Raw genomic sequence first — 25,715 nt, 5'->3', positions numbered from 1 at the left:
GCTATCACATCGTATAATCATATCATAAATACGTGTCATTACGCTAAGACTACGCAAAGGTTCCGTTTTATCTCGATTGGTGAAGGCTAATAATTGGCGAGGATGCTCTCCTATTACAGTTTCACTTTATCCCGCGTTAACGGGCAAGAAGACTCTCACCTCAAAATCCAGTTAGAGCAAAGAAGTTAGATGGGAGATTAACTGCCCGTAAATGCCCGATTGGTGAAGGCTAGTAATCAGTGGGGATGAATCTTCCCACCGATTACAGTTTCACTTTATTTTGAAACGAATAACCTTGCTGTATTCCGCTATTCATTATAGCAACATCGCCTGCAAAATTACATAAAAAAACAAACCCTTTTATGAAAGGGTTTGTTCATTGTCTACATATTCAGCTATTTTTTGAACAACGCCAGGTTCAAGTTGCTCTAATACTGAAGCCGCTTGTTCTAAAGCTGCATCGTATTGGTATTCACGGAATAATTTCTCAGCATAATTTAAACTTTCTGCTAGGTTTTCATCATGACTACGGTAACGGTTACCGTACTGAATTAATTTTTCCACTAAATATGCTTGTCCAATTAACTCTTCTGTCATTTCAGCTACACCGTTCACAGTTGTGTATGCTTCTTCTAAACTGCTATTTACAGCGTTCATATTTAACGGCTTCACTTCTAATTGTTCATATACAGCTTGCATTGCCATTTGCCCTCTTTTTAAATCTTCCATAATACTCTCTGGAAGACCTGGCAAATTCGACTTTTGCATAAAGCGTTTCGTTTCGAAAATAATATTTCGCATTTCTTGTAACTTCTCACGTGCTTCAAATTCTTCTTTGCGCATCGCTTGCAGCATTTCTTTATATTCTGCATGAAGTACTTTTAACGTTTCACATTGCTCATAAACCTCTTCTAGTTCCTCACGAATAATAGAGAAGGCAATATCTTGTTCTGCAACGCGTAATTGCAGCATTTCAAAACGTTTCGTTAAAATGTGCATTTGCTTTTCAATTACTTTTTGAGACTCAATGTCTTTATCTTGTAACTGATAGCTTTGTTTCACAAGTTGTGTTTCTGTTTTCGTTTCAATCGTTTCGATACGCATTTCTTCTAAGTCATCGTAAACAGAAAGTGTTTTTTGCTCCACATAATGTCTCGCATGTACTTCTTGTTCCAATTGATCGTAGAAGCCATCTAAACGTGTTTTTAAGTTTTCTACTTTTTCAGCCGCTTCTGTTATATGAAGCTCCTGTATATCCATTAAACATGTTTGTAGTTGTTTCGTCATATCGCGAACTTCTTTAGGGACTTCCAAATAATCTAATACATAACCTTGTCTTACCATATCATTATGTCCGTGTAATAAATCTTCCAGCTGAACTGGTAACGTCGCTTGGCACTCTACCAATAAATCTGGAATTTGGTGAATAATGATTTCTAAATCTGCTAAACCTTCTTCCAAACTAATAACAATTTCTCTCGCTTTTAAATAGTCGCCATTGTTTGTTGCTTCTTCAAAGGTTTTAAATTTCTCAGATTCAGCGTCTAGCATCTCTTCGATTTTCTGCTCTGCTGCTCCATACATATGTCTATGAGCAAGAACACTCTTTTTCATACTACGATATGTATCACGTAACCCTTCAATTTCCGAGCTATTTTTCTCATGGCTTTCTAACAATTGCTGTAATTCATTTAAAATGTCCGTAATACGATTATCAGCGTCATCTAAACCACTTATGGATTCGTTCATCGCATGCTTTGCTTTTCGGAAGGAGAATTGCGAGGCGAATTTTCGCGCTTGCACTAAATCTTTGTCAGCTTTCGGAAGGGTTGTTGATACAATTTCATCCCATTCTTCACGCCATTTACCAAACAGTTCTTCTGTTTGACCCGTCATGTTTAAATCTTTTACCCGTTTTAGTTCATCTGCCACAGGTTTATCTTTTATCTCTTGTTTCCACTGCTCCAGTGCTTCAATATCTTTATATGAACGATTTCTTATCACAAGCTCTATCATGAGCAGCACTAGAATAGAGCTTACTACAATGATAACGATCGTCAGGATAGAATCCATGCAAAAAAGCCTCCTAGTTATATCTCTTTTTTTGTCCGTTCCGTTTATGAAATGGAAGGCATTATGTATAAAAAGGGAATTCCCCTATATTTAACAACTAACAATGTACTAATCATACCATGTAATGGTTTGTTTTTGACCTAGTTTTTTTAAAAATTTCATGTTCCTTTCAATGTGATTGTAATCTTTCTCAATATTCCGCCTACCTCACTACCTCTCCTCAAATGATTGTAATAACAAACAATCTTTCGTATGGGATACGAAATAAATTTTCCGTATGAGTGGTGGTTCAACAGAGATTACATGTACATTTCCTTGCCTTACAGACTGCTCTACTGCCCTTTCTGGAAGTAACGTGATACCAAGGCCAGCTTTTACCATTGCAAGCATCGGTTCTGCGTAAGATGTTTCCACAGCTATAGTTGGTTTTACACCTATTTCATGAAACATGTTCATAATCATTTTCCTTACATCACATATTTCTGGATATACAATTAATTTTTCATTGTGCAGCTCTTCTATTTGAATGACTACCTTCTCTTTGTACGGATGATTATTTGAAACGGCACAAACAATTTTCTCTTGTTGCACTTCTTTTATATACGTAACACCTTCTACTACTGAATCGATGAACATCGCGTTAATCTCCCGCGCTTTAAATAAATCTCTTAATACTTCCGTATGACCGATTTGCCATTCCACTTCGAACTCATCACCTAATATATCTTTACATTCTGATATGTAATGCTCCGCTAAACTCGGTAGTATACCAATTGAAAACTTCCGGTTCTCTTGATACCCCCTCATTTCTGTTTTCACTTCATTTATTTGCTCCAAAATCGGTAACATTCTTTTTATAAATAACTCTCCTGCCTCCGTTAACTCTACTCCTTGCGCCGAACGCTTAAGTAAAGTAACCTCTAAATCCGCTTCTAACTTTTGAATTTGTTTACTAAGCGCTGGTTGAGATATATGTAAAATCTTACTTGCCTTTGATAAACTTCGCGTATGCTTCACTTCAATAAACGATCGTACTGCCTCCAAATCCATCGTACACACCTCTAACAAAAAGTTATAACCGTTATAAGAAATCGATATTTCCTCCTATAAACAATTACTCTTTATACTTATTTCATCAACTTACTATAACGAAATGTAAAGGGGAAAGATACTCTTGAACAAAAAACAAATGCTACTCGGATCCTTTCTATGCTTACTCGCCGTCACTGCCTGGGGATTTATGTTTCCTGTAATGGCAAATGCTCTGCAATTTATCGATCCATTCTTCTTCACAACGCTTCGCTATGGATCAGCAGCTATTATTTTTCTTATTTTGCTATTAATTACTGAAGGAAAGACTTCACTCCGCTTAGAAAAAAGAACACTTTCTCTATTCTTTTACGGGACAGTCGGTTTCGCGGGGTATGGTTTTCTCGTTTTCTACGGACAACAACTTGCCGGACCTTCCGGAGCAATCCATGCAGCTATGATTCAATCCCTTATGCCACTGATTGCCTTATCACTGCAATGGATAACGAAAAATCGCCGCCCACAAAACTATACATTCCTTTGTATGTTTGTTGCATTACTTGGTGTTATGCTTGTCATTTCAAAAGGAAATATTGAATTACTATTTGGAGCTGCAAGCCACTTATCAACAAATATATTGATGCTATGCGGCGTTACTTGCTGGGTCATTTATACAAACGGGGGTGCTCGTTTTCAATCTTGGTCACCACTTAGGTACACGACATTAACTTGTTTATTTGGCTCCATTTCACTCATCGTTATTGTTACTTTCTTAACGTACACAAATATAGTTACTATGCCGTCACTGCGTACAGTTGTGAGCGTTCGTTTTGAGCTCTTTTATATGTCGATTATCGCAGGCGTTATCGCTGTATTTTGCTGGAATATGGGAAATCGCTATATTTCATCTATTAACGGCATATTATTTATGAATTTAGTTCCTATCCTTGCACTGATTGGTTCTATCTTTCGAGGTTATACAGTCGATAAAATTGAAATCGCTGGAGCTGCATTAACAATTATCGCGCTATTATGTAACAATTTATGGCAAAGAAAAGTAAACATAAAAATCCCCACCTCAGTTCGTTAGGTGGGGATTCTTCACATATGAACAGCTCTTGGCCATTCATGGTACATATTCGCTTTACATAATACTTGTTCCATCCATTGCTCAATCTCTTTCGTGTACATCTCTATAAAAAATGTCTCAGACGGGAAAGAATGCAGTACTTCTGATATATATTGTGGATATAAAAACGGCATATTTATCATACCTTTTAATTGCGTCATAAACATTGTAAATGATACTTTCTGAAATTCTTGTTTCATTTGTCCTTGTCTAATCATTTGTTCTATATAATATCTTTCTTTAGAAAAATAAACGGTCATCACTTCACGAATTAATGTCGTATCAAGCGAAAGCTCTCGGTAGAAGAAACGTGTTAGTTCTCTATTTTCAAATTGATATCGTAAAATCCCTCGCACCATTTGCACCATCACATCTTTAGCCGACAAATACTCCCTCTGTTCAAACGACATTTCAATCACATGAATATATCCTTCTAAAAAATCAGTAATAAGCTGTTCTAATAAACCTTGCTTCCCAGCAAAATAATATGAAATATTCGCTACATTCACATCCGCTCGCTTTGCAATGTCTCGCACCGACGTTCCATCATAACCTTTCGTATTAAACAACGATATTGCCGCATCAATTACTTTTTGTTTCGTCTGCTTCATGCGCTCACTTCCCTTCAATGAACAGCTATAGTTTAAATTTCTTGACTTTTAAGACAAATTCCTTTAATTTTCTATCGACAAAGTCATGTGAAATACATCGTATTTTGCTAATATTTTACACATCTCGATAAAAAAGGAGCTGTTTCCATGTTTACTAAAGAAAGTTATGCAGGATCTCGCGTGCAGCAATATGAGACAGTAATTAAACAACTGGATGCGTTATTAACTGGCGAATCAAACGTAGTCGCAAACTTATCAAATGCGTCCGCATTATTAAACCAATTTTTAGATCGCGTTAATTGGGTTGGCTTTTACGTAACAGAAGGAACTCAGCTTGTTCTTGGACCGTTCCAAGGAATGCCTGCTTGCGTGCGCATTCCATTTGGACGAGGCGTTTGCGGCGTTGCAGCTGAAACGAAAACAACGCAGCTTGTAGCGGACGTTCACCAATTCCCAGGTCACATCGCTTGCGATAGTGCTTCTAATTCGGAAATCGTTGTACCGATTGTGAAAGAAGGAGCTGTCATTGGTGTACTGGACATTGATAGTCCTGAAAAAAATCGTTTTGATGAATTAGATCAGCGCTATTTAGAAAAGTTTGTGGAAACACTCCTAAAACATATGTAAAAAGAAAAGAGCGAGTTATCGATTTAGTACGTCCTGTACAAAACCGATAGCTCACTCTTTTTTCATTGATTAACAGTAGATATTTTCTTTAATGCCTGCTCTAAATCAGAAACGATATCCTCCCACGATTCTAAACCGACCGATAAGCGTATTAAATTATCGAAAATGCCCATTTCTTTTCTTAGTTCCGCTGGAATCGCAGCGTGCGTCATCGTTGCTGGATGCTGAATTAACGTTTCTGTATCTCCTAAACTCACCGCAATTGTAATAAAGTGAAGATCATTAATAAACGCTTGCGTCTCTTCTTTTCCGCCTTTTACTGAAAAAGAAATAACACCGCCCCCGCGTTTCATTTGACGAGATGCTAACTCCCCTTCTGGATACCAAACACCTTCTACCGCATCATGTTTTCTTAAGAACGATACAATTTTTTCTGCATTATCACAATGACGATCCATTCTTACTGCTAACGTCTTTAACCCACGTAATAATAACCACGCATCAAACGGCGCCATAATACCGCCGATATCCTTTCGCATCGGGCGAATCTTTTCAGCTAATGCTTTCGTTTTACAAATTGTTACACCTGCTACAACGTCACCGTGACCACCAATATATTTTGTCGCACTATGCACAACAGCGTCACAGCCAAGCTCAAGCGGCCTTTGTAAATAAGGTGAACAAAACGTATTATCAACAATAACAAGTAAGCCTTTTCGCTTCGCAACCCGAATCACTTGTTTTAAATCAATTAATTTCATTGTCGGATTAATTGGTGTTTCAACGAAAATAAGCTTTGTATTTGGGCGAATTTTATTTTCAATATCAACCTCTGTCTCCATATCACAAAACGAATGCGTAATCATAAATTTTTCTTCTAACACTTCTAAAAAACCGTACGTGCATCCGTATAATCCATTTGAACAAATAATATGATCTCCAGCCTTTAAAAAACCGATTAAAGTCGCTGAAATAGCTGCCATACCAGATCCGAAGGCAAGTGCCTCTTCTCCTCCTTCTAACACCGCCATACGTTCTTCAAATAATTTCACAGTTGGATTTCCAAGCCGTGAGTAAATATAAGATGGATCCACTCCCGCAAAACTCGCCTCTCCTTGCTGCGCAGTCTCAAATGTAAATGTAGAAGTTTGAAATAAAGGTGGTGTTAAACTTCCTTTATGTTCCTCAGGTGTATAACCGTGATGAATTAACGCTGTCTCCATATGCTTCTTTTTCATAAAAACATCCCCCTTATGTTTTTATTGCCGCATATTCATCCATAAAAATTTGATGAACGTTTTCCTTCATTTTATGTAAACGTTTTATTTGTGTTTCTATCTCTTCTTCTATATTGTTTTAAATTCCTTCTTATATTAATTTCCAAAATTTATATGCATAAAACAAAAACGTACTCGCTTGACGAAACTCTGGGTAAAAGATATAATAGCGTTTGTGTAAAATAAAAAGGCAGCCTTGTAATGTGAGTTTATCGTTTGTATTTTGTTCCTCTACGGAGGTGTATCTCGTAACTCCCTGCTGCTGGAGCGAAGGTACATGAAAACAAAATGCCCGTAAATATCGATTACGTCTGTTTTTATTTTACGTAAATAAAAACATTTTTAAAGGAGGAGTCAACTATGGCTCGTTATACAGGTCCAGCTTGGAAACTGTCTCGTCGTCTTGGAATCTCTCTAAGCGGCACAGGAAAAGAATTAGAAAAACGCCCTTACGCACCAGGTCCTCACGGTCCTAACCAACGTAAGAAACTTTCAGAATACGGTTTACAATTACAAGAGAAACAAAAACTTCGTCACATGTACGGCATGACTGAGCGTCAATTCCGTCGCACATTTGACCAAGCAGGTAAAATGCCTGGTAAGCACGGCGAAAACTTCATGATCCTTCTTGAAGCTCGTCTTGACAACTTAGTTTACCGTATGGGCTTAGCTCGCACTCGTCGTGCAGCTCGCCAATTAGTAAACCACGGTCACATCATGGTTGATGGCGCTCGCGTAGATATCCCATCTTACCGTGTAAAACCTGGTCAAACTATCAGCGTTCGCGAAAAATCTAACAGCCTTGTTGTTGTTAAAGAAGCGATCGAAGTTAACAACTTCGTACCAGAATACTTAACTTTCGATGCTGACAAATTAGAAGCTACTTACACTCGTCACGCTGAGCGTTCTGAGTTACCAGCTGAAATCAACGAAGCGTTAATCGTAGAGTTCTACTCTCGTTAATCTCGGTACTCTGCAAAGAGTCGTATTAAAAGCCTTAGGAACCTTGTTAATTCAAGGTTCCTGGGCTTTTTTTATTGAATATAACCGATTATATGTATAGAAACAGACCAATGTAACAAAATAAAAAAGAACTGCAAGTCTATAGTTAATAAAACTTAACCCCCTCTCTAGAATTCCATCCATTTTTTATCCACATTAATAAAAACCTCCCTCTTCTTCTAACACTTAAAAACACTACATTCTATCCCATAATTCATTTTTCTTTGCTATACTCTCCTTTTCTTAACATTATTTTTACAACGTATTTATTTGCACATAATCTATATCTTCCCTTTTCTATTTACATTCAACCTTAAAAACCTCTTCATTACCAGATCATCCGAATGAGATTAAAAAACTTAATGGACGAGTACCTCTTTAATCGTTAAATCATCAGAATATTACGTTTACAATCCCCCTCTTAAATTGGTATTATTTTCTTGTAAGGGGAGGGAAAGTTCATGTCTTTAAATATGTATCTCGGTGAAGTACAAACTAAAGCAGAGGGTTTTGCAAAGGAAATGTAAAAAGTAACTCTGATTATGGAAAAGGATAAAACTTTACTAACAAACCAAGAAAAAGTAAAAGCGCAACTTGAAAAGGTGTATGCGGAGTCTAAGAAATTACAAGACATTAAACCGCCTAAACAATACGAAAACTTGCAAATGGAATTGAAAAAGTCTTTAATTCTTTATGAGAAGTCAAGGGATAAGATATTAGAATCGGTAGACGAAATAAGTGAGACTAAGGCAGACATTGGTACAAAGAGTCTAAATGAAGCAATGGGGATGTTTGGTAAAGCAATAGACGATATTCGAGCATTAGACGAACAAAGTGTAAGTGAAGTAGAATAATAAATACTAAAGGGGTATGAGAAAATGAAACGTAAACTATTAACTTTAGCGATTCCAATGTTGTTAATAACAGGGGTAGGTTGTGAGTCAAACGATAAAAAGAAAGACGAAGTAATGGAAGCTTCTGTTAAAGAAAACAAGAAAGAAGACTATAATAAGAATGCAACATACTTACTTAAAGATTACACTGAACAAACGGAAGAAATAAAAGACCTTGTAGATAGCAGAAAATCTAATAAGAAGAAGGCTGAAAAGTTAAAAGAGTTATCGAAACCTTATTTCGAATTAATTGATAAGATTGATAAACTAGATTATAAGTTAGCTGAAGACAATAAAACACCGATAAACATAAGTAAAGCAATGTTATTCTCGAAATCAGGGGTAGAAAACATGCAGACAGGTTTAGAAGAGGATGATAAAGATACAATTGAATTCGCTAAAAAGGATTTAGACGAAGCTTCTGAGTTAGTAGACAAAGCAACAAAAGAACTAAGTAAAAAGAAATAACACAAAGGGGTATATTTCAATGAAACGTAAACTATTAACTTCAGCTATGCCTGTTATGTTGTTAGCAGGTTGTACAACAGAGGCATATGGACTTACACAGTCAGAGTTACGAAAAGTGGACAAAGAATATTAATCAAATAAACTAACAATAAATTAGAAGGTCTTTTCATGAGTTGTGGCTTTTATTATGTAATACTTACAGAGTTTCATAGACATTTCACCCCCCTTCATTTTTAAAAAAATAGTGCAACTATTGATGTGCCCCTACGCTACCTACCCTCCCCAGAGGACAAACTTTTTTTGACAGGGGGGACTTAATATTAAAAAGATTAAATCAAAAAAACAGCCTTTGAGATGCCTCACTATGTTCCATACAAATCCTCCTGTTTATAACGGTTTATTTTTATCAATTTATCAGTTCATATTAATTATACTTGTTTCTTCTACAAACCCTCTATTAAATAGCTCACTTACTAAATTTGAATCCTATGCATACAAAAAAGCTACCGAAGACACCAAAACAGTTACTTCGAGTAGCTTTTATTTATATATATTAAAATTATTTATTTTCCTCTTTTTGAACATATACATAAGCATCTTTCTGCTCTTTATGTACATCCATCTTCGAATTCTCTGCAAGTTGACCCGCGTTTAGCAAAGAAAAAATAATGAGCGCTTCTAGTGACATTTTGTTTTACCACTCCTTTCTATTTGTTATACATTTATCATACCGCTTACATGTGATTTCCGTATGAACTCGAAAAGGAGATTACAACAAAAAGGTTACAGGAATATGAATGCACGCTATAATAACCATTAAATAGGAGGTTGATTCGTTTTGACAATAAATCAAATGGTTCAGTTGGGTAGTGCATGTATGTTGTTTATTACTTCCGCACTTATTAATTGGTATCAGGGAAGTAATTTAATAGATGATCCTGATGAATGGAAATATAGTGCCAAGTTTACGAATTACTTTAAAGGCACCGTTTCAAATTACGAAGATATTTATCAAATCGATTTCTTTATATATGCGGCAAAATTTTATCCAACAGCATTTATTGTTATGCTTATTAGCTTACTTTATATGCTCGTATTAATTCTTCATATTCTATTTACAAGATCTCGTGAGGCAATCTAAATTTATACATAAAAAACCCCGAATCATAGAATTTTCAGCCTACAATTCGGGGTACTATTTGTTTTATATTCGTTTCTGATTAGTAACGAATTAAGAAATATTTCTTTTTACCGCGGCGAATGATTGTGAATTTACCCTCGATGCGGTCGTTTTCTGTTACAACGTAGTCTAATGCTTGTGTACGCTCACCGTTTACGTAGATTGCGCCATTCGTTACATCTTCACGTGCTTGACGTTTTGATGGAGAGATTTTGCTTTCTACAAGTAAGTCGATTAATACTGTATCTTCTGCAGTACGTTCTACAGATGGTACGTCTTTGAATCCTTGTTCGATTTCGCTTGCAGTTAGTTCTGCTACAGAACCGCTGAATAATGCAGCTGAAATTTTAATCGCTTGCTCTAATGCTTCTTCGCCGTGAACAAGTTTTGTCATTTCTGCACCTAATGCTTTTTGTGCTGCACGTTTTTCTGGCGCTTCAGCTACTTGCTTTTCAAGCTCAAGAATTTCTTCATGAGATAAGAATGTGAAGTATTTTAAGTATTTAACAACATCACGGTCATCTGTGTTAATCCAGAATTGGTAGAACTCGTAAGGAGTTGTTTTCTCTGGATCTAACCAAATTGCGCCGCCTTCTGTTTTACCAAACTTCGTACCGTCAGATTTTGTAACAAGTGGAATTGTTAAACCGAATGCTTTCGCATCTTCTTCTGATTTACGGATTAATTCAAGACCAGCTGTAATGTTACCCCATTGGTCACTACCACCGATTTGCAGACGGCAATTATGTTGTTGGTATAAGTTTAAGAAGTCGTATGATTGTAAAATCATGTAACTGAACTCAGTGAATGAAATACCAGTTTCTAAACGAGATGCTACTGTATCTTTTGCTAACATATAGTTTAAACCGAAGTTTTTACCGATATCGCGTAAGAATGAAATTACATCTAAGCTACCAAGCCAGTCGTAGTTGTTAGCCATCGTTGCTGGGTTGTCCACGTTTTCAAACTCTAAGAAGTTTGAAAGTTGGTTTTTAATGCTTTCTGTGTAGTAAGCAACTGTATCTTTCGTATTTAATGTACGTTCTGCTTTTTTACCACTCGGGTCACCGATCATACCAGTACCACCGCCAACAAGTGCGATTGGTTGGTGACCAGCTAATTGGAAACGACGTAACATTAATACTGGTAACATATGACCAATGTGTAAGCTATCCGCTGTCGGGTCAAAACCACAGTATAATTTAACGCTTTCTTTTTCTAATAATTGCTCAAGGCCCTCAGCATCTGTTTGCTGATTAATTAGACCGCGAAATTCAAGATCTTGTAAAATACCCATATCCTACATACTCTCCTTTAAGTTCATTACTGGCGTGAAGGTTGAAAACATAAAAAAATCGTCCCTTCAAATAAGGGACGATTTTGATTATCGCGTTACCACCCTAGTTGCAGGCAAAAAAGCCTACCACCTTATTTACATAACGGCTTAGCACCGTCTTTTCCCTTTTGAATACAATTCAATCGAAAAAAGATGCTCTAGGGGCGTAATTCGCGATCATCTATGTGCTGATTTTCACCGGCCATCAGCTCTCTAAAACAGGGAAATGATCACTACTTCTCCCTTTCCACGCTCAATTATTCATATACTTTTCTTTATACCATCATTTATATAGGCGTGTCAAATAGAGGTGAAATTTCACTTCTCTCCAATCCTTTACAACGTCGCAAAGAGTAATTTATTAGACATATAAAAGCCTCCCTCATCTATTCTTTCATAAATGTATACAGACGAGGAAGGCACTTCGTTCAAATATTATTTTAGTTTTTTTATAATCTTCGCAGGATTCCCGCCAACTACTACATTATTAGGCACATCTTTCGTTACGACAGCACCAGATGCGATCACCGCATTGTCTCCAATTGTTACACCTGGATTAATAATTGCTCTTCCGCCAATCCATACGTTATCGCCAATTGTAACTGATTTTCCGTATTCTGATCCGCTTATACGCTCAATTGGATCAAGTGGGTGCGTTGCTGTATAAATGTGAACACCTGGAGCTAACATACAGTTCACTCCGATTGTTACCGGGCATACGTCTAAAATCGTACAGTCAAAGTTCGCGTAAAAATTTTCACCGACATGAATGTTATAGCCGTAATCACATCTAAAAGATGATTCAAGATGAATATTATCTCCTGTCGTTCCGAATAATTCTTTTACGATTTCGCTACGCTCTTTTAATTGCTCTTCTGGCGTATCATTTAATTTTCTCGTTAATATACGTGCTTGCTCTCTTTCTTGTACTAAAACTGGATCAGCCGGTATGTACATTTCTCCTAGTATCATCTTTTCCTTTTCTGTTTTCATCATACTATCCCCTTTAACTTATATATACAAGTTCATGATATCATAAAAAAGAAAGGCCTGAACATTTTTCGTTCAGACCTTTCCCTCTTAATCTTCCATCGTTGATAAGTCACCTGTTGGTAAATTCAGCTCCCACGCTTTTAATACGCGTCGCATAATTTTACCACTTCTCGTTTTCGGTAATTTATCTCTAAATTCAATTTGTCGTGGTGCTGCATGAGCTGCTAGGCCTTTCTTTACAAATTGACGAATTTCTTCTTTTAATTCATCAGATGGTTCGTATCCTGCTCGAAGTGCGATAAATGCTTTAATAATTTCGCCGCGCACCGGATCAGGAATACCAATTACACCAGCTTCTGCAACAGCAGCATGCTCGATTAATTTACTTTCTACTTCAAACGGACCAACGCGCTCACCTGACGTCATAATTACATCGTCAATACGTCCTTGGAACCAGAAATATCCATCTTCATCCATATAGGCAGAGTCACCTGATACGTACCAATCTCCCGGCATGAAATAAGATTCATACTTTTGCTGGTTATTCCAGATCCCGCGCATCATAGATGGCCACCCTTTCGCAATTGCTAAGTTACCCATTGTGTAAGGAGGCACTTCATTTCCTTCATTATCAACAATCGCTGCTTTCACACCTGGAATTGGTTTACCCATTGAGCCTGGACGGATTTCCATACAAGGGTAGTTACAAATAACTTGTCCACCTGTTTCTGTCATCCACCACGTATCATGAATACGAAGTCCAAATGCATTCATACCCCAGCGAATTACTTCTGGATTTAACGGCTCACCAACGCTTAATACGTGGCGCACTTGTGATAAGTCATATTTTTTAATTGCGTCTTGTCCAGCTCCCATTAACATACGGAATGCTGTTGGTGCGCTGTACCAAACCGTTACACCGTAATCTTGCAGCGCTTCATACCAAGCTTCTGGACTAAAGCGTCCACCTAAAATAACATTTGACGCTCCAACTAACCACGGTGCGAAAATACCGTAAGCTGTTCCAGTTACCCAGCCCGGGTCAGCAGTACACCAATATACATCGTCTTCTTTTAAATCTAATACCCACTTCGCCGTTTGATAGTGCTGAACCATTGCGTTTTGCGCATGAAGCACACCTTTTGGCTTACCAGTAGAACCAGACGTGTAATGTAGAATCAAGCCGTCTTCACGGCCTAACCATTCAATATGTAATTCTTTTGAAGCTTGTTCAAATAAAGGATTGAACGCTACCGTTTTACCGCCTTCTTCTACATTATCTCCAACAAGGAAAACTGTTTTTAAAGCCGGTAAATCATTTAATGGTACGCGCTCTAACAATTCAGGCGTTGTAATTAACACCTTTGCTTCGCTATCTTCTAAGCGATCGCGAACTGCGCCTTCCATAAATGCTTCAAATAGCGGTCCAACAATTGCTCCTAATTTCACTGCACCTAAAAGTGCGAAATATAACTCTGGAGAACGTGGCATAAAAATAAAAACGCGATCGCCTTTTTCTACATCGCCATAATTCTTAAGGACGTTTCCTGCTTTATTAGAAAAATCCTTCATTTCCTTAAATGTATATTTCTCTTTTCGCGATCCATCTTGATAATAAAGAGCTACTTTATTCTTTCGATCGGATTTCGCATGCTTATCAATTGCCTCATACGCCATATTTACTCGGCCTGTTTCATTCCAAGTAAAGTTTTTATTAACCTCTTCCCAGTTAAAATTCGCGTATGCCTCATCATAATTCGGCAAATTATTTTCTCCTTTAATGACAGGAAGCGTTTCTACTTTCATACTTTACATCCCCCTCCTATGTATTCTATTATCTATTATAATGACATTATTTAAAATTTTCAGTATATTTGTTGATTTTTAGACAAATTTTTAATGACAAATTTCGATTCACATCGCATATATTATAAAGTACGATATTAATAGATTCACAAACCCTCAAGGTGGTGAGCAATACATTGATTCATAAAAAAATATATAATGCTAGAAACTTAAAAACAGCGAAAGGCACTTTAATTATTGAAGGTCCTGTCTCTACACATAACTTAGAAATGTATGAGTTTCATCCAGACTTAATTGCGTTTCGTCCTGCCGAGCAACAATATAAAGCAATTGTCGAAATTTCTAAATTACCAGAAGCTCGTCTCATTATTGCTAGACATGACCAAACAATTGTTGGATATGTTACATACTTGTATCCTGATCCACTTGAACGATGGTCAGAAGGAAAAATGGAAAACTTAATTGAGCTTGGGGCAATTGAAGTAGTCCCAGCCTTCCGCGGGAGTTCTGTCGGAAAGAACTTACTAGAGGTTTCTATGATGGACGATTATATGGAAGATTACATTATATTGACGACTGAATATTATTGGCACTGGGATTTGAAACAAACAGGATTGAATGTGTGGGAATACCGAAAAGTAATGGAGAAGATGATGAATGCTGGTGGGTTACAATGGATGGCTACAGACGATCCTGAAATTTGTTCACATCCTGCCAACTGTTTAATGGTCCGCATCGGTAAACGCGTTGATACGGATTCTATTCAAGCTTTTGATCGTCTACGTTTTCACAATCGTTTTATGTATTAATAAAGGGGGCAACTGGAATGATTGTAGAAGAAATTATGAATCAAAATGTAGTTACATTGCATCCAAACGATACAATCGAAACAGCAATCCGAACGATACGCACGAAAGGCATTCGGCACATTCCAATTGTCGATCAAAATAATCACGTCGTAGGCATTATTTCTGATCGGGATGTAAGAGATGCAAGTCCGTCTATTCTAGATGAACAAGTTTCAATCGATATGCTACAGCAACCGCTCGAACTTATTATGAAACATCCTGTTATGACTTGCCATCCTCTCGATTTCGTTGAGGAAATTGCTACTTTATTTTTTGAAAATAAAATTGGCTGTCTTCCTGTTACAAAGGCCGGGAAGTTAGTTGGAATCATTTCTGAATCTACAGTACTGCACACATTAGTAAAATTAACAGGAGCACATCAACCAAGTTCGCAAATTGAAATTCAAGTAAAAAACGAACCTGGTATTCTTGGAAAAGTCGTTGCTATTTTTAGTGATTTACAAATAAATATCGTGAGCGTTCTCGTCTACCCAGCAAAAGACGAGAATGATAAAGTACTCGTTTTCCGCATTCAAACGATGAATCCTCTAAAAGTGATTGATGCACTTGAAGCAGAAGGTTACCGCGTATTATGGCCAAACATCATGGGGATGCAGGCATGAGTAGCGCGTTTATTTATTCGGATGACTTTCGGGGCTATTCATTTAGCCCTGATCATCCTTTTAACCAACTGCGCGTCACACTTACGTATGATTTATTACAAAAGGGCGGTTTCATCTCTCCCTCTCAAATCATCTCACCACGGATGGCTACAGATGAAGAGATCGCCTACGTTCATACAGAGGAGTACATAAATGCGGTAAAACGTGCTGGAGAAGGAAAGTTAGAAAAATCAATTGCAATGACATATGGACTCGGAACAGAAGATACACCGATGTTCCCAAATATGCACGAAGCAAGCGCATTGCTCGTTGGCGGTACGTTAACAGCTGTCGATGCTGTTCTTTCCGGAAAAGTAAAACACGCGCTTAACTTAGGAGGCGGCTTACATCATGGCTTCCGTGGTAAAGCATCTGGCTTTTGTATTTATAACGATAGCTCCATAGCAATGAAATATATTCAAAAGAAATACGGTTTACGCGTCTTATATATTGATACAGATGCTCATCACGGTGATGGCGTACAGTGGTCGTTTTATGATGACCCTAACGTATGCACCATTTCACTGCATGAAACTGGTCGCTATTTATTCCCTGGAACTGGCGCTGTAAACGAACGTGGACAAGGTAATGGTTATAGTTATTCTTTTAACGTTCCACTCGATGCTTTTACAGAAGATGAATCATTCTTAGAATCATATCGAACTGTTGTAAAAGAAGTTGCAGCGTACTTTAAACCGGATATTATTTTAACGCAAAATGGTGCTGACGCACATTATTATGACCCACTTACACATCTTTGTGCGACAATGAATATTTACCGCGAAATACCGAAGCTCGCTCGTGAAATTGCTAATGAATATTGCGAAGGTCGCTGGATCGCTGTCGGCGGTGGCGGCTATGACCATTGGCGTGTCGTACCAAGAGCATGGGCACTCATTTGGCTCGAAATGAACAACATCCAAAACATCTCAGGTTATCTCCCTCCAGAATGGATTGAAGCTTGGAAAGGACAAGCAGAAACAGAACTTCCCCTCACATGGGAAGATCCAGACAACATGTATAAACCTATCCCCCGTAAACCAGAAATTGAAGAAAAAAACGCATTAACTGTAGCGAAATCCCTTGAAATTATTCGGAATAATATGACAAAATCTTTATACTAAACGAAAAGGAGGCTCGTTTTTGAATAGCCTCCTTTTATTTAAAGCTTGCTATTATTGTCGTTTTCTGTCGATAAGTCGATATATTTTAATAATCGCTGATATATTCCGAGTTACGCCGATATATTTTGATAATCGCTGATATATTCCGAGTTGCGCCGATATATTCTAATAATCGCTGATATATTTTCATTTTATAACAGTCTGGCCCAACTTTTATGAGAAAAGGTCGTGATATTATGTGGACACAACAAATAATCAACACGAAACGCGGTACATTTGAACTCTTTACAAAAGGAAATGGCGAATCGCTTTGTATTACACATCACTATTCACAATTTAATGAAACTGGTGATTACTTTGCGGATGTTTTTACTGCTACGCATCGTGTATTTCTCATTAATTTACGAGATACTGGTCGCTCTGTAACCGCCCAGTCAGAAAACGAATTAAGCATGATTGAAACAATCCACGACTTAGAAGCAATACGAGAAGCATTACAACTTCCAACATGGCATTTCGCCGGTCATTCAACAGGTGGTATGCTTGGACTTTTATATGCGATTACATATCCAAATTCCTTACAATCATTAGTCGTAGCAGGAGCTGCAGCAAGTAACTATACCGAAACACCATTTTGCATTTATCACCCAGCACATCCACAGTTTCATTATATGCAAAAACTCATCGAAAACTTAAAAAGCCCTCACCTTACAAGTGAAGAACGAAAAGAACTATCTACTGAGAGAACAAAATTATCATTGTATAAACCAGAAAACTACAACTCTTATTTTTGTAAACCAATCAATAAAACAATGTCCGTTAGCCGGATGAACGCTTTCGCCAATGAATATCCTTCATTTGATTTAAGAGAGTATTTACCTTTCATCCAAACAAAGACACTTATTATATGCGGAAGATATGATGTGCAGTGTCCAGTTCAATATTCTATCGAGATACATGATGGGATACGTAATTCTATCTTCATTCCATTCGAAAACAGCAACCATTATCCTTTTTTAGAAGAAGCGACCCTGTTTACTTCTACTACTCAAATATTTTATAAATCGTTACGCCAGTACCGTTATTATTAAGGAAAGCTCACAGTCTCTATAAGACTATGAGCTAAATTTTCAGAAGAAATATTTCGTACTATATAAAAATAAAAGATAAAAGGAAAAGAGCACCAAACCTACATCAAACAACATTGACTTTTTATCTCCTTCTTTTAAACCTATCGTAATATTAAAAATGCTTCTAACTATCCAACCTAATACTAAAAATAACCAGCCGAAATGATCATTTGTATAATCTTTATCATAAAACATTTGTATTGCCCAATAATTAATAAAATAATTATAATATTAGTTCCAATCCTTAAGACCTTGTTTGATTTATTATCTTGTAATGTATCTCCCAAAATGTAGCACACCCTCTCATGCTCTACTATGTTTTATCTCTCTTTATATCTTAACACAAATTACCTATTATTTCCTTTTGACAAATAACATAAAAAACCTGCCAATTACTCGGCAGGTATATTACACGTTAAAACGATAACCAGCTCCCCATACTGTTTCAATATATTGCGGGTGAGCAGGATCTCTTTCAATTTTTTCACGTAGCTTTCTAATGTGGACGACAACAGTGGCTAAATCCCCAGCGGAATCTAATCCCCAAATGCGTTCAAATAACTGTTCTTTATTTAATACTTGGTTTGGATGTGTGACAAAGAATGTTAATAAATCAAATTCCTTCGTTGTAAACGCAACTTCTTCATTGTTTATAAAAACTTTTCTCGCTCGTTGATCAATAGAAATTCCGTGAATATATAACGTATCACGTTGCTTACTTACATTTCCTAATAATCTTTCATAACGGGCAATATGTGCTTTTACTCTTGCGACTAATTCACTCGGGCTAAACGGTTTCGTTATATAATCATCCGCTCCTAATCCGAGTCCGCGAATTTTATCTATATCTTCTTTTTTTGCTGAAACAAGTAGAATCGGAATATCTTTTACAGCACGTATTTGTTTACAAATTTCGAATCCGTTCATTTTCGGAAGCATAATATCTAAAATAATTAAATCATAGTCTTCTTGCAGAGCTGTTTGTAAACCTATTTCTCCTGAATGCTCTACATCAACTTGGAAATCATTAATTTCTAAATAATCTCGCTGTAATTCTGCAATACTTACTTCATCTTCTATTAATAAAATTCTTTTCAATTTACTCACCACATTCCTCTACTTTTTCCAATGAGAAGAAAATGCTTGTGCCTTTACCAAGCTCGCTTTCCGCCCAAATTTCCCCGCCATGTTCTTCAACAATTTGCTTCGCTATTGCTAAACCAAGTCCACTTCCACCTGTGCTAGAATTCCGCGATTGCTCTGCACGATAAAAACGTTCAAAGATATACGGCAATGTATCAGATTCTATACCTGATCCGTTGTCCATCACTTTCACAATAACTTTATTATTATCACTCGATACTGTTACAGTAATTTTCTTCTCTTCTTTATCCATGTATTTCACACTATTATGAATTAAATTTGATATAACTCTATTGATCTTTTCGCAATCAGCCGTTACATATAGTGGTGATGCATGTAACTGTAGGCGCACTTCTATACCTTCTTTACTTAAATCCATCTGCATCTCTTCTATTAATTCTTGCATAAACGTATTTAATTCAACTGTTTCAAACTGGAATGGAACTCGATTCAAATCGAGCTTCGAAAATAAAAATAGTTCATCAATGAGTGTGTCCATATGTTTTGCCTTCGTATGGATAGTTGTTAAATACTTATCCATTTTTTCTGGCGTATTTGCTACCCCGTCCTTTATTCCTTCTACATATCCTATAATTGATGTAATCGGTGTTTTTAAGTCATGAGAGATGTTTGAAATAAGCTCTTTTCGATTTTCTTCATACTGTGTTTGCATCTCTATCGATTCTTTTAATCTCTTCCTCATTTCCTCAAACCCTTGATTTAATTGCCCTATTTCGTCTTGGGATGTAATTGGTATTTGAAAATCTAAATTTCCTTCTTTAATTTTCTCCGTTGCGCCTTTCAATACAAAAATTGGTTTTATTACACTTCTTGAAACGAGGTAACTTAATAATCCAATGAGTAAAATGGCTAGTAGTAAAAGCGATACGAATAAGATTGGAAATAATTTTTGTGTAAGATCTACAAATGAACTTTGCTTTTTTAATACAAATATACTTCCCTCTTCTTCCTGAGGAAAATAAAAATCAAACTTTACATATCGATAAAATGTATCGCCTAGTTCCGTTGTACCACGACTATTAATATTTGCTGATTCAAATTTCGGAAGGGCTTCTTTTAAAGATACACTTTCAAATACGTTTGAAGCATATGAAAGTGTTTCTCCTTTTCTTACTACTATTTTCACACCCTCTTTTTCTATTGCTGAGACAAACGACTCATCTAACAATTGAGATTGATGCTGTTTGGCTGCTGACTTCAACTCAAGATAGGCATTCTCTTCTTCTGGTGTAAGCGGCTTTTGAATGTAAGAACTTTTATAGAAATTTTTCACTGCTTCCAAGTCACCTGTTATCGAAAAAACGATTAAAAATCCCGTGACTAATATAAGCGTAATGGAAACGAGGATAACAGCAATATAAGAAAATAAAAACCTTGTTTTAATAGACATATCTTAAATCCTCACTTTATCAAACCTTATTATTTATAAGCATAAAAATATATGTTCAATTACTCAAGCGATTTTATAGTAATTTTAGCGTCAGTTTATAAAAATTTAATGTTCCTATTTTACAGTTGAAATTAGGAGGTTGAAATTCCATGTTCAAAAAAACATTCAGTATGATATGTTGCGTAATTTTTTTACAAGGATGCTCGCAAGAACAAGAAGTAAAAAAGGAGATGATAAACATGGAGACTGCACTACTAGCAGCTACTGAAAAAAATGAAACGAATACTGTTATATCTTTACTAAAACAAGGCGCAAATATAAATGCGACGGATAGTCAAGGACGTACTCCGCTTATGATTGCTACATACAAAAATGATGTAAAAACCGCAAAGGCACTTATCAAAGCTGGTGCTGACGTAAATATCCAAGATGACATGAAAAATAATCCCTTTCTATACGCCGGTGCGGAAGGTTACTTAGACATTTTAAAACTAACAATTGATGCTGGTGCAGATCCTACGATTACAAATCGTTACGGCGGAACAGCTCTTATCCCAGCCTCAGAACATGGCTATATTGACGTTATAAAAGAACTACTCACTCAAACAAATATTGATGTAAATCATGTAAATAACTTGGGATGGACAGCTTTAATGGAAGCCATCGTACTAAGTAACGGAAACGAAACACAGCAACAAGTCATTCGCCTTCTTATTGAGCACGGTGCAGATGTAAATATTCCAGACAATGATGGTGTTACTCCGCTAGAGCATGCTCGCGCTCATCACTTTGAGGAGATAGAGAAGATTTTGTTAGAGGGGAATAAGTAAAAAATGTACTAAAAAATCCGAAGCGCTCATCACTTCGGATTTTTTAACAACCTTATTTATCCATAACAACAGGAAGCTGGAATGAAACAATCGTTCCTTTTCCAAGTTCACTTTTTATTTCTAATCCAGTTCCGTATAACTGTTTTAATCGTGCATCCGTATTCAATAAACCTATTCCCTGTTTTTGATTCGGTTTTTTCACTAATATTTCTTTTATTTTTTCATCTGACATGCCTATCCCATCATCCGCAATCGAAATGTTTATAAATCCACTCACACTCTCTATTTTTATATGAATGCTTCCACCCTTTGCTTTTTTTAATATACCATGACGCACAGCATTCTCTACTAATGTTTGAATAGAAAACGGTGGTACTACACATTCTATTCCATCTTCGACTTCCAGCACGCTCTGTATTCTCTTTCCAAATCGCTCTCTTTCAATATAAAGGTATGATTGAAGTAAATCTAATTCATGCTGTATAGGTACGGTTTCCGCTAACACTTCTTCACCAAAACTGGCTCTTAAATACGTTCCAAACTCAACAATTAATTTCTCCATCCTAACAATATCAATTTCACCTAATGCAGCAATCGTATTTAGTGTATTAAAAAGAAAATGCGGCTGAATTTGCGCCTGAAGCCAAGCACCTTCCATTCTTATTCGCTCATGAATTGATTGCTTTAACTCTGTTAATGCATTAATTCTCACTTTTAATTCCAGTGCATCTATAGGCTTTACAATGTAATCATTCGCCCCAGCAAGAAATCCTGTATAAATATCTTCTGGCTGCGACCTAGCGGTTAACAGTACAATAGGCAACTCTGCAATAGAGTATTGGGTACGAATCATTTTTGTTAATTCATAACCTGACATTTTCGGCATCATCACATCTACTAATATCATATCCCACTCCATATTTAACCGCTCCAAAACCTCTCTTCCGGTTGTTACCGTTTCAAGTTCATATTCATCTTGTGGTAATATACTCTTTAATACTTTTAAATTTATAGGATCATCATCAACAGCAAGAATTCTCCTTCTATTACCGACTCGATTATCCTTCATTTCAACTTGTTTTAATTCCACTACTTTTTCAATTGTTTCTTTTGACACAATTAGCATCTCTTCTCTTTCAGCAAGTGGTAATGTGAATGTAAAAGTAGAGCCTTTATGTAAAACGGATGTAACAGTAAGTGTTCCCCCGTGCATTTCCACTAATTGTTTACAAATACTTAGCCCAAGTCCAAATCCTCCACTTTCACCATATGAATCACTACCTTGTTCATATGGAAGGAAGATTCGCTTTTGCGCTTCTTTATCAATTCCAATACCAGTATCTGTAACCTGAATAGCCGCGTAATTTTTTCGTTTTTCAACATCAATTGTAATAGCCCCTTCATCCGTAAATTTAACTGCATTATGAAGTAGGTTAAATAAAATTTGAATAAGACGATTTTGGTCAGCTAATACAAATGGAAACCGTTCAGGGATATTCGCGATAATTTGTAATTTCTTTTCTTCTCCAATAAACTTTTGCATATCAATCACCATTGTAATAATTGGTTGCAAATCAACCGGTCTCTTATGAATCGGTATCCCTTTCTGCTCCATTCTTGTAACATCTATTAAATCGTTCAACAAATACGACATACGCCTTCCTATTGTCATTAATAGTTTTAGATGTTGTTTACTTTCACCATTTATCGCTTTCTCTTCATCCATTACACTTTGTGCAATATTCATCATCCCATGTAACGGATTTCTAAGTTCGTGCGCTGTATTTGCTAAAAATTGATCTTTCTTATGATGCTCTTCTTTTAATTTTCCAACCAGTTCACTATTCTCATCACTCGTGCGAAAGAATCGGATAAACCAAAAAGTCGAAAATGATACCATTGCTAAAAAAATATCAAATGGATAAAAATCCGCATCAAATATCCTCGCAAACCCTATGCTATACATGAACGCAAACTCTTTAAAACTCGCACACAATACTCCAGAAGTAGCACTAATCACTGTAAAAAGTAAAAAGATTAAATCATACTTTCCACTTTCCACCACTCGTAAAACAATAATTGCTGTTAAAATGAATGGAATAATAATTGTAAAAAATAATATAAATCCAAAATCTTGCACTAGTCTAGGTGAAGAAAACAATACTACGAAAACATAAATTCCACATAATACGATGGTAAATAAAATAAATTTATTGTCCCCATAACCTCGTAAAAACCTTTTCATATACAGTAAAATAAATAAAGCGAAACCTACAAACGATGTATATATAATTTTCATATATGTTGAAAATTCAAATTCATACAAAGAGAACAAAAAACGTTCATCCGTAATTAAAAATATAATACCTGCAAATATACTACCAAGTGAAAAATATAGAATCTCAACATTTTTCGGCTTCATCACAAAAATGATAAATGCATATATACCATGTAAAAACACTATTGTCGTTGCAATAATTTGCATCATAAGATTGTTAAAGCTATCCTGTACAATAGCATTTTCACTGCCAAAACGCACTCCACCTGTAATCCCGCCATGTTTCGATTCTTGTGTCGTTTTCGTAACAGGAATAAGAAGATTAATTACCCCTTGTTCATTCGCTTTTACCTTTATGACAGTTGGTGTAAGTGAAGTTTTATGTACATCATTCGGTTTAAAAATACTTCCTCTTTCCTGTACAAGTTCTCCATTTACATACAAATCGAACTGATTATGAACACGCTGTATTTTTAAGCCGTAATTTTCATTCGAATTCTTCACTTTGATAGATAGCGCATACGTGCCATATTCTTTTTGATGAGTACGATCAACTCTTTCTTTCCAGTTCCCCGGAACATTAATATATTCATAATCTTTATTATTTTCCTTCATTTGATCCGGGGTAAGTAAAACATTCGGATAAAATTTCCATTCACCATTTAACGTAACTAAATTTTTTTCGCCAAATGTTATATCTGATAAATTTACTATCCCTTCTTCAGCATGTGGTTGATTTATATAAAGAGATTGTTTAAACCAAATGGAACGAAAACCGACAATACAAAGGATAAATAAGAATACTACTATCAATATTTTTCTTTTAGACATACTTATTCCCTCTTTATAAAATTACGGAATCTTTTCAAATCTTTACCATAACATATCACACTTTCTTTATCGAGTGAATAATAACTATATTCTAAAAATATTCCCATCACTCGTACTTTAACGTTTTTTCACTTTAAAATAAAGAAACATTCCAATGAAAAATAATAGAACGATTACTATTCCAATCATCCACTTTTCTACTACAAATGGATTCACTTGAGCCACAACTGCTTCCTTTTCTTTCACTTCAAAAGGAACCCGTTCCCCTCGAACTATCAATCTATGTGTATTTACTCCATAAGGTGTGCATGTAACTAACGTAACGTAATCTTTATTTTTCACAACTAATAAATCATTCGTTTCATTTGGTAATACAACTTTTATTTGATCCACCTTATAAGCAAGCACTTTATTTAATGAATGTATGTAAAAAGTATCTCCCTTCTTCACCTTATCCAAGTCCGTAAATAATAAAGCAGAAGGCAAACCACGATGCCCCGTTAAAACAGCATGCGTACTTTCTCCCCCTACTGGCAAAGAAGAAGCATTAATATGTCCTACTCCTCGGCTCAAAACATTTTCAGATGTGCCAGCATAAATTGGAAGCTTTACATCAATTGTAGGAATTTCAATATACCCCATACTCTCACCTACATTTAATACATCTGCATATGAATGTCCACTCTCGTCGCCCCCTTTTTCATTAAATGGATCCGAAAATGACTGTGACGTCGTCTGGACATTTTTATTATATTCATTCGCTTCTTTCTCCCTACGTTCAATTTCTTTTTTCTGTAACTCTTTTACTTTTTTATCATACGAACTAACCGCTGAATAATGAGCTCGTGTTGCTAACCAATTACTAACTGTTGGATATAAGAAAATACAAAGTCCCAATAAAAAAATAGCACCAAATATAATGTTACGTTTCATCATATCCTCCTATAAAGTGAAACTTTAATCAGTGTAGGTTTTGTTCATCCCACTGATTGTTAGCCCTCAAATAACGGGCTAAAATGCCGAAAAAGAGGAAA

The 25,715-nt window shown here is 36.2% G+C and carries 23 protein-coding genes, 1 pseudogene and 1 other annotated feature; of the genes and pseudogenes, 11 read left to right on the top strand and 13 right to left on the bottom strand.

Features of this window, described 5'->3' with window-relative positions:
- Positions 1–360: 360 nt before the first annotated feature.
- Together ezrA and ES895_RS00770 are read right to left on the bottom strand one after the other, a co-directional pair.
- Complete coding sequence (ezrA, locus tag ES895_RS00775; protein WP_058839728.1) at positions 361–2,073, bottom strand: septation ring formation regulator EzrA; 1,713 nt, start codon at positions 2,071–2,073, stop codon at positions 361–363.
- 210 nt (positions 2,074–2,283) lie between these two features.
- Complete coding sequence (locus ES895_RS00770) at positions 2,284–3,123, bottom strand: LysR family transcriptional regulator (protein ID WP_135238131.1); 840 nt, start codon at positions 3,121–3,123, stop codon at positions 2,284–2,286.
- 124 nt (positions 3,124–3,247) lie between these two features.
- On the opposite strand from ES895_RS00770, the gene ES895_RS00765 reads away from it, so the two are divergent.
- Positions 3,248–4,192, top strand: coding sequence for a DMT family transporter (locus ES895_RS00765; RefSeq protein ID WP_002101415.1), 945 nt, complete (start codon positions 3,248–3,250; stop codon positions 4,190–4,192).
- Between the two features lie 11 nt (positions 4,193–4,203).
- Here the strand turns inward: ES895_RS00765 and refZ are convergent, their stop codons facing one another.
- Positions 4,204–4,842 carry a forespore capture DNA-binding protein RefZ gene (gene refZ / locus ES895_RS00760; protein WP_000814922.1) on the bottom strand — a complete coding sequence of 213 codons (639 nt, stop codon included), beginning with the start codon at positions 4,840–4,842 and terminating at the stop codon, positions 4,204–4,206.
- A gap of 147 nt (positions 4,843–4,989) precedes the next feature.
- Between refZ and ES895_RS00755 the strand changes: the two genes are divergently transcribed.
- Positions 4,990–5,469 carry a GAF domain-containing protein gene (locus ES895_RS00755; RefSeq protein ID WP_000494341.1) on the top strand — a complete coding sequence of 160 codons (480 nt, stop codon included), beginning with the start codon at positions 4,990–4,992 and terminating at the stop codon, positions 5,467–5,469.
- Between the two features lie 62 nt (positions 5,470–5,531).
- Here ES895_RS00755 and megL read toward each other — a convergent pair whose 3' ends face one another.
- Positions 5,532–6,707, bottom strand: a complete 1,176-nt coding sequence (gene megL, locus ES895_RS00750) for a methionine gamma-lyase (RefSeq protein WP_000726572.1) — start codon at positions 6,705–6,707, stop codon at positions 5,532–5,534.
- A gap of 399 nt (positions 6,708–7,106) precedes the next feature.
- Here megL and rpsD point away from each other — a divergent pair, with 399 nt between their 5' ends.
- The 3 genes from rpsD to ES895_RS00735 all read left to right on the top strand — a co-directional run bounded on the left by rpsD (position 7,107) and on the right by ES895_RS00735 (position 9,109).
- Positions 7,107–7,709, top strand: coding sequence for a 30S ribosomal protein S4 (gene rpsD / locus ES895_RS00745; protein WP_000135317.1), 603 nt, complete (start codon positions 7,107–7,109; stop codon positions 7,707–7,709).
- Positions 7,710–8,290: 581 nt separating this feature from the next.
- The gene (locus ES895_RS00740) at positions 8,291–8,602 is read left to right on the top strand and encodes a hypothetical protein (RefSeq protein ID WP_049106949.1); all 312 of its coding nucleotides are present in this window, start codon (positions 8,291–8,293) and stop codon (positions 8,600–8,602) included.
- Between the two features lie 24 nt (positions 8,603–8,626).
- Positions 8,627–9,109, top strand: a complete 483-nt coding sequence (locus ES895_RS00735) for a hypothetical protein (RefSeq protein WP_000823777.1) — start codon at positions 8,627–8,629, stop codon at positions 9,107–9,109.
- Positions 9,110–9,668: 559 nt separating this feature from the next.
- Here ES895_RS00735 and ES895_RS00730 read toward each other — a convergent pair.
- Positions 9,669–9,797 carry a hypothetical protein gene (locus ES895_RS00730; protein ID WP_053514539.1) on the bottom strand — a complete coding sequence of 43 codons (129 nt, stop codon included), beginning with the start codon at positions 9,795–9,797 and terminating at the stop codon, positions 9,669–9,671.
- Positions 9,798–9,947: 150 nt separating this feature from the next.
- Between ES895_RS00730 and ES895_RS00725 the strand changes: the two genes are divergently transcribed.
- Positions 9,948–10,250, top strand: a complete 303-nt coding sequence (locus ES895_RS00725; protein ID WP_000154632.1) for a YjdJ family protein — start codon at positions 9,948–9,950, stop codon at positions 10,248–10,250.
- Positions 10,251–10,329: 79 nt separating this feature from the next.
- On the opposite strand, the gene tyrS is transcribed toward ES895_RS00725, so the two are convergent.
- From tyrS to acsA, 3 genes are all read right to left on the bottom strand, one after another.
- A complete protein-coding gene (gene tyrS, locus ES895_RS00720) occupies positions 10,330–11,586 on the bottom strand; it encodes a tyrosine--tRNA ligase (RefSeq protein ID WP_000512086.1) in 1,257 nt (418 codons plus the stop codon).
- A gap of 70 nt (positions 11,587–11,656) precedes the next feature.
- Positions 11,657–11,884 (bottom strand) — a binding site (T-box leader).
- A 176-nt stretch (positions 11,885–12,060) separates the two neighbouring features.
- Positions 12,061–12,621: a maltose acetyltransferase domain-containing protein gene (locus tag ES895_RS00715; protein ID WP_002005819.1), complete on the bottom strand. Its 561-nt coding sequence runs from the start codon at positions 12,619–12,621 to the stop codon at positions 12,061–12,063.
- Between the two features lie 84 nt (positions 12,622–12,705).
- On the bottom strand, positions 12,706–14,424 hold the full coding sequence (gene acsA, locus ES895_RS00710; RefSeq protein ID WP_000862049.1) for an acetate--CoA ligase: 1,719 nt from the start codon (positions 14,422–14,424) through the stop codon (positions 12,706–12,708).
- 176 nt (positions 14,425–14,600) lie between these two features.
- Here acsA and acuA point away from each other — a divergent pair, with 176 nt between their 5' ends.
- The 4 genes from acuA (at position 14,601) to ES895_RS00690 (ending at position 18,149) form a co-directional block, all read left to right on the top strand.
- Positions 14,601–15,233, top strand: a complete 633-nt coding sequence (gene acuA / locus ES895_RS00705; RefSeq protein ID WP_000581388.1) for an acetoin utilization protein acetyltransferase AcuA — start codon at positions 14,601–14,603, stop codon at positions 15,231–15,233.
- Positions 15,234–15,250: 17 nt separating this feature from the next.
- Positions 15,251–15,895, top strand: a complete 645-nt coding sequence (locus tag ES895_RS00700; RefSeq protein ID WP_000634578.1) for an acetoin utilization AcuB family protein — start codon at positions 15,251–15,253, stop codon at positions 15,893–15,895.
- Positions 15,892–17,058: an acetoin utilization protein AcuC gene (gene acuC / locus ES895_RS00695; protein ID WP_000092824.1), complete on the top strand. Its 1,167-nt coding sequence runs from the start codon at positions 15,892–15,894 to the stop codon at positions 17,056–17,058. Before ES895_RS00700 ends, acuC begins: the two co-directional genes overlap by 4 nt.
- Positions 17,059–17,273: 215 nt before the next feature.
- On the top strand, positions 17,274–18,149 hold the full coding sequence (locus ES895_RS00690) for an alpha/beta fold hydrolase (protein ID WP_135238130.1): 876 nt from the start codon (positions 17,274–17,276) through the stop codon (positions 18,147–18,149).
- A gap of 39 nt (positions 18,150–18,188) precedes the next feature.
- On the opposite strand, the pseudogene ES895_RS00685 reads toward ES895_RS00690, so the two are convergent.
- From ES895_RS00685 to ES895_RS00675, 3 genes and pseudogenes are all read right to left on the bottom strand, one after another.
- A pseudogene (locus tag ES895_RS00685) lies at positions 18,189–18,475 on the bottom strand (hypothetical protein).
- Between the two features lie 121 nt (positions 18,476–18,596).
- Positions 18,597–19,286: a response regulator transcription factor gene (locus ES895_RS00680; protein ID WP_001986686.1), complete on the bottom strand. Its 690-nt coding sequence runs from the start codon at positions 19,284–19,286 to the stop codon at positions 18,597–18,599.
- Position 19,287: 1 nt separating this feature from the next.
- The gene (locus ES895_RS00675) at positions 19,288–20,742 is read right to left on the bottom strand and encodes a sensor histidine kinase (protein ID WP_000023890.1); all 1,455 of its coding nucleotides are present in this window, start codon (positions 20,740–20,742) and stop codon (positions 19,288–19,290) included.
- Positions 20,743–20,891: 149 nt separating this feature from the next.
- On the opposite strand from ES895_RS00675, the gene ES895_RS00670 reads away from it, so the two are divergent.
- Positions 20,892–21,572, top strand: coding sequence for an ankyrin repeat domain-containing protein (locus ES895_RS00670; RefSeq protein ID WP_098203078.1), 681 nt, complete (start codon positions 20,892–20,894; stop codon positions 21,570–21,572).
- Between the two features lie 52 nt (positions 21,573–21,624).
- On the opposite strand, the gene ES895_RS00665 is transcribed toward ES895_RS00670, so the two are convergent.
- Together ES895_RS00665 and ES895_RS00660 are read right to left on the bottom strand one after the other, a co-directional pair.
- Positions 21,625–24,681: a hybrid sensor histidine kinase/response regulator gene (locus tag ES895_RS00665; protein WP_000044276.1), complete on the bottom strand. Its 3,057-nt coding sequence runs from the start codon at positions 24,679–24,681 to the stop codon at positions 21,625–21,627.
- Positions 24,682–24,798: 117 nt separating this feature from the next.
- Complete coding sequence (locus tag ES895_RS00660; protein WP_135238128.1) at positions 24,799–25,614, bottom strand: class C sortase; 816 nt, start codon at positions 25,612–25,614, stop codon at positions 24,799–24,801.
- Between the last annotated feature and the right edge of the window lie 101 nt (positions 25,615–25,715).

This window comes from Bacillus sp. 007/AIA-02/001, assembly GCF_004634455.1.
GTDB classification, from domain to species: Bacteria; Bacillota; Bacilli; order Bacillales; family Bacillaceae_G; genus Bacillus_A; species Bacillus_A cereus.
Note: the sequence above shows the minus strand (reverse complement) of the source record. Positions and strands in the feature narration are given on the sequence as shown.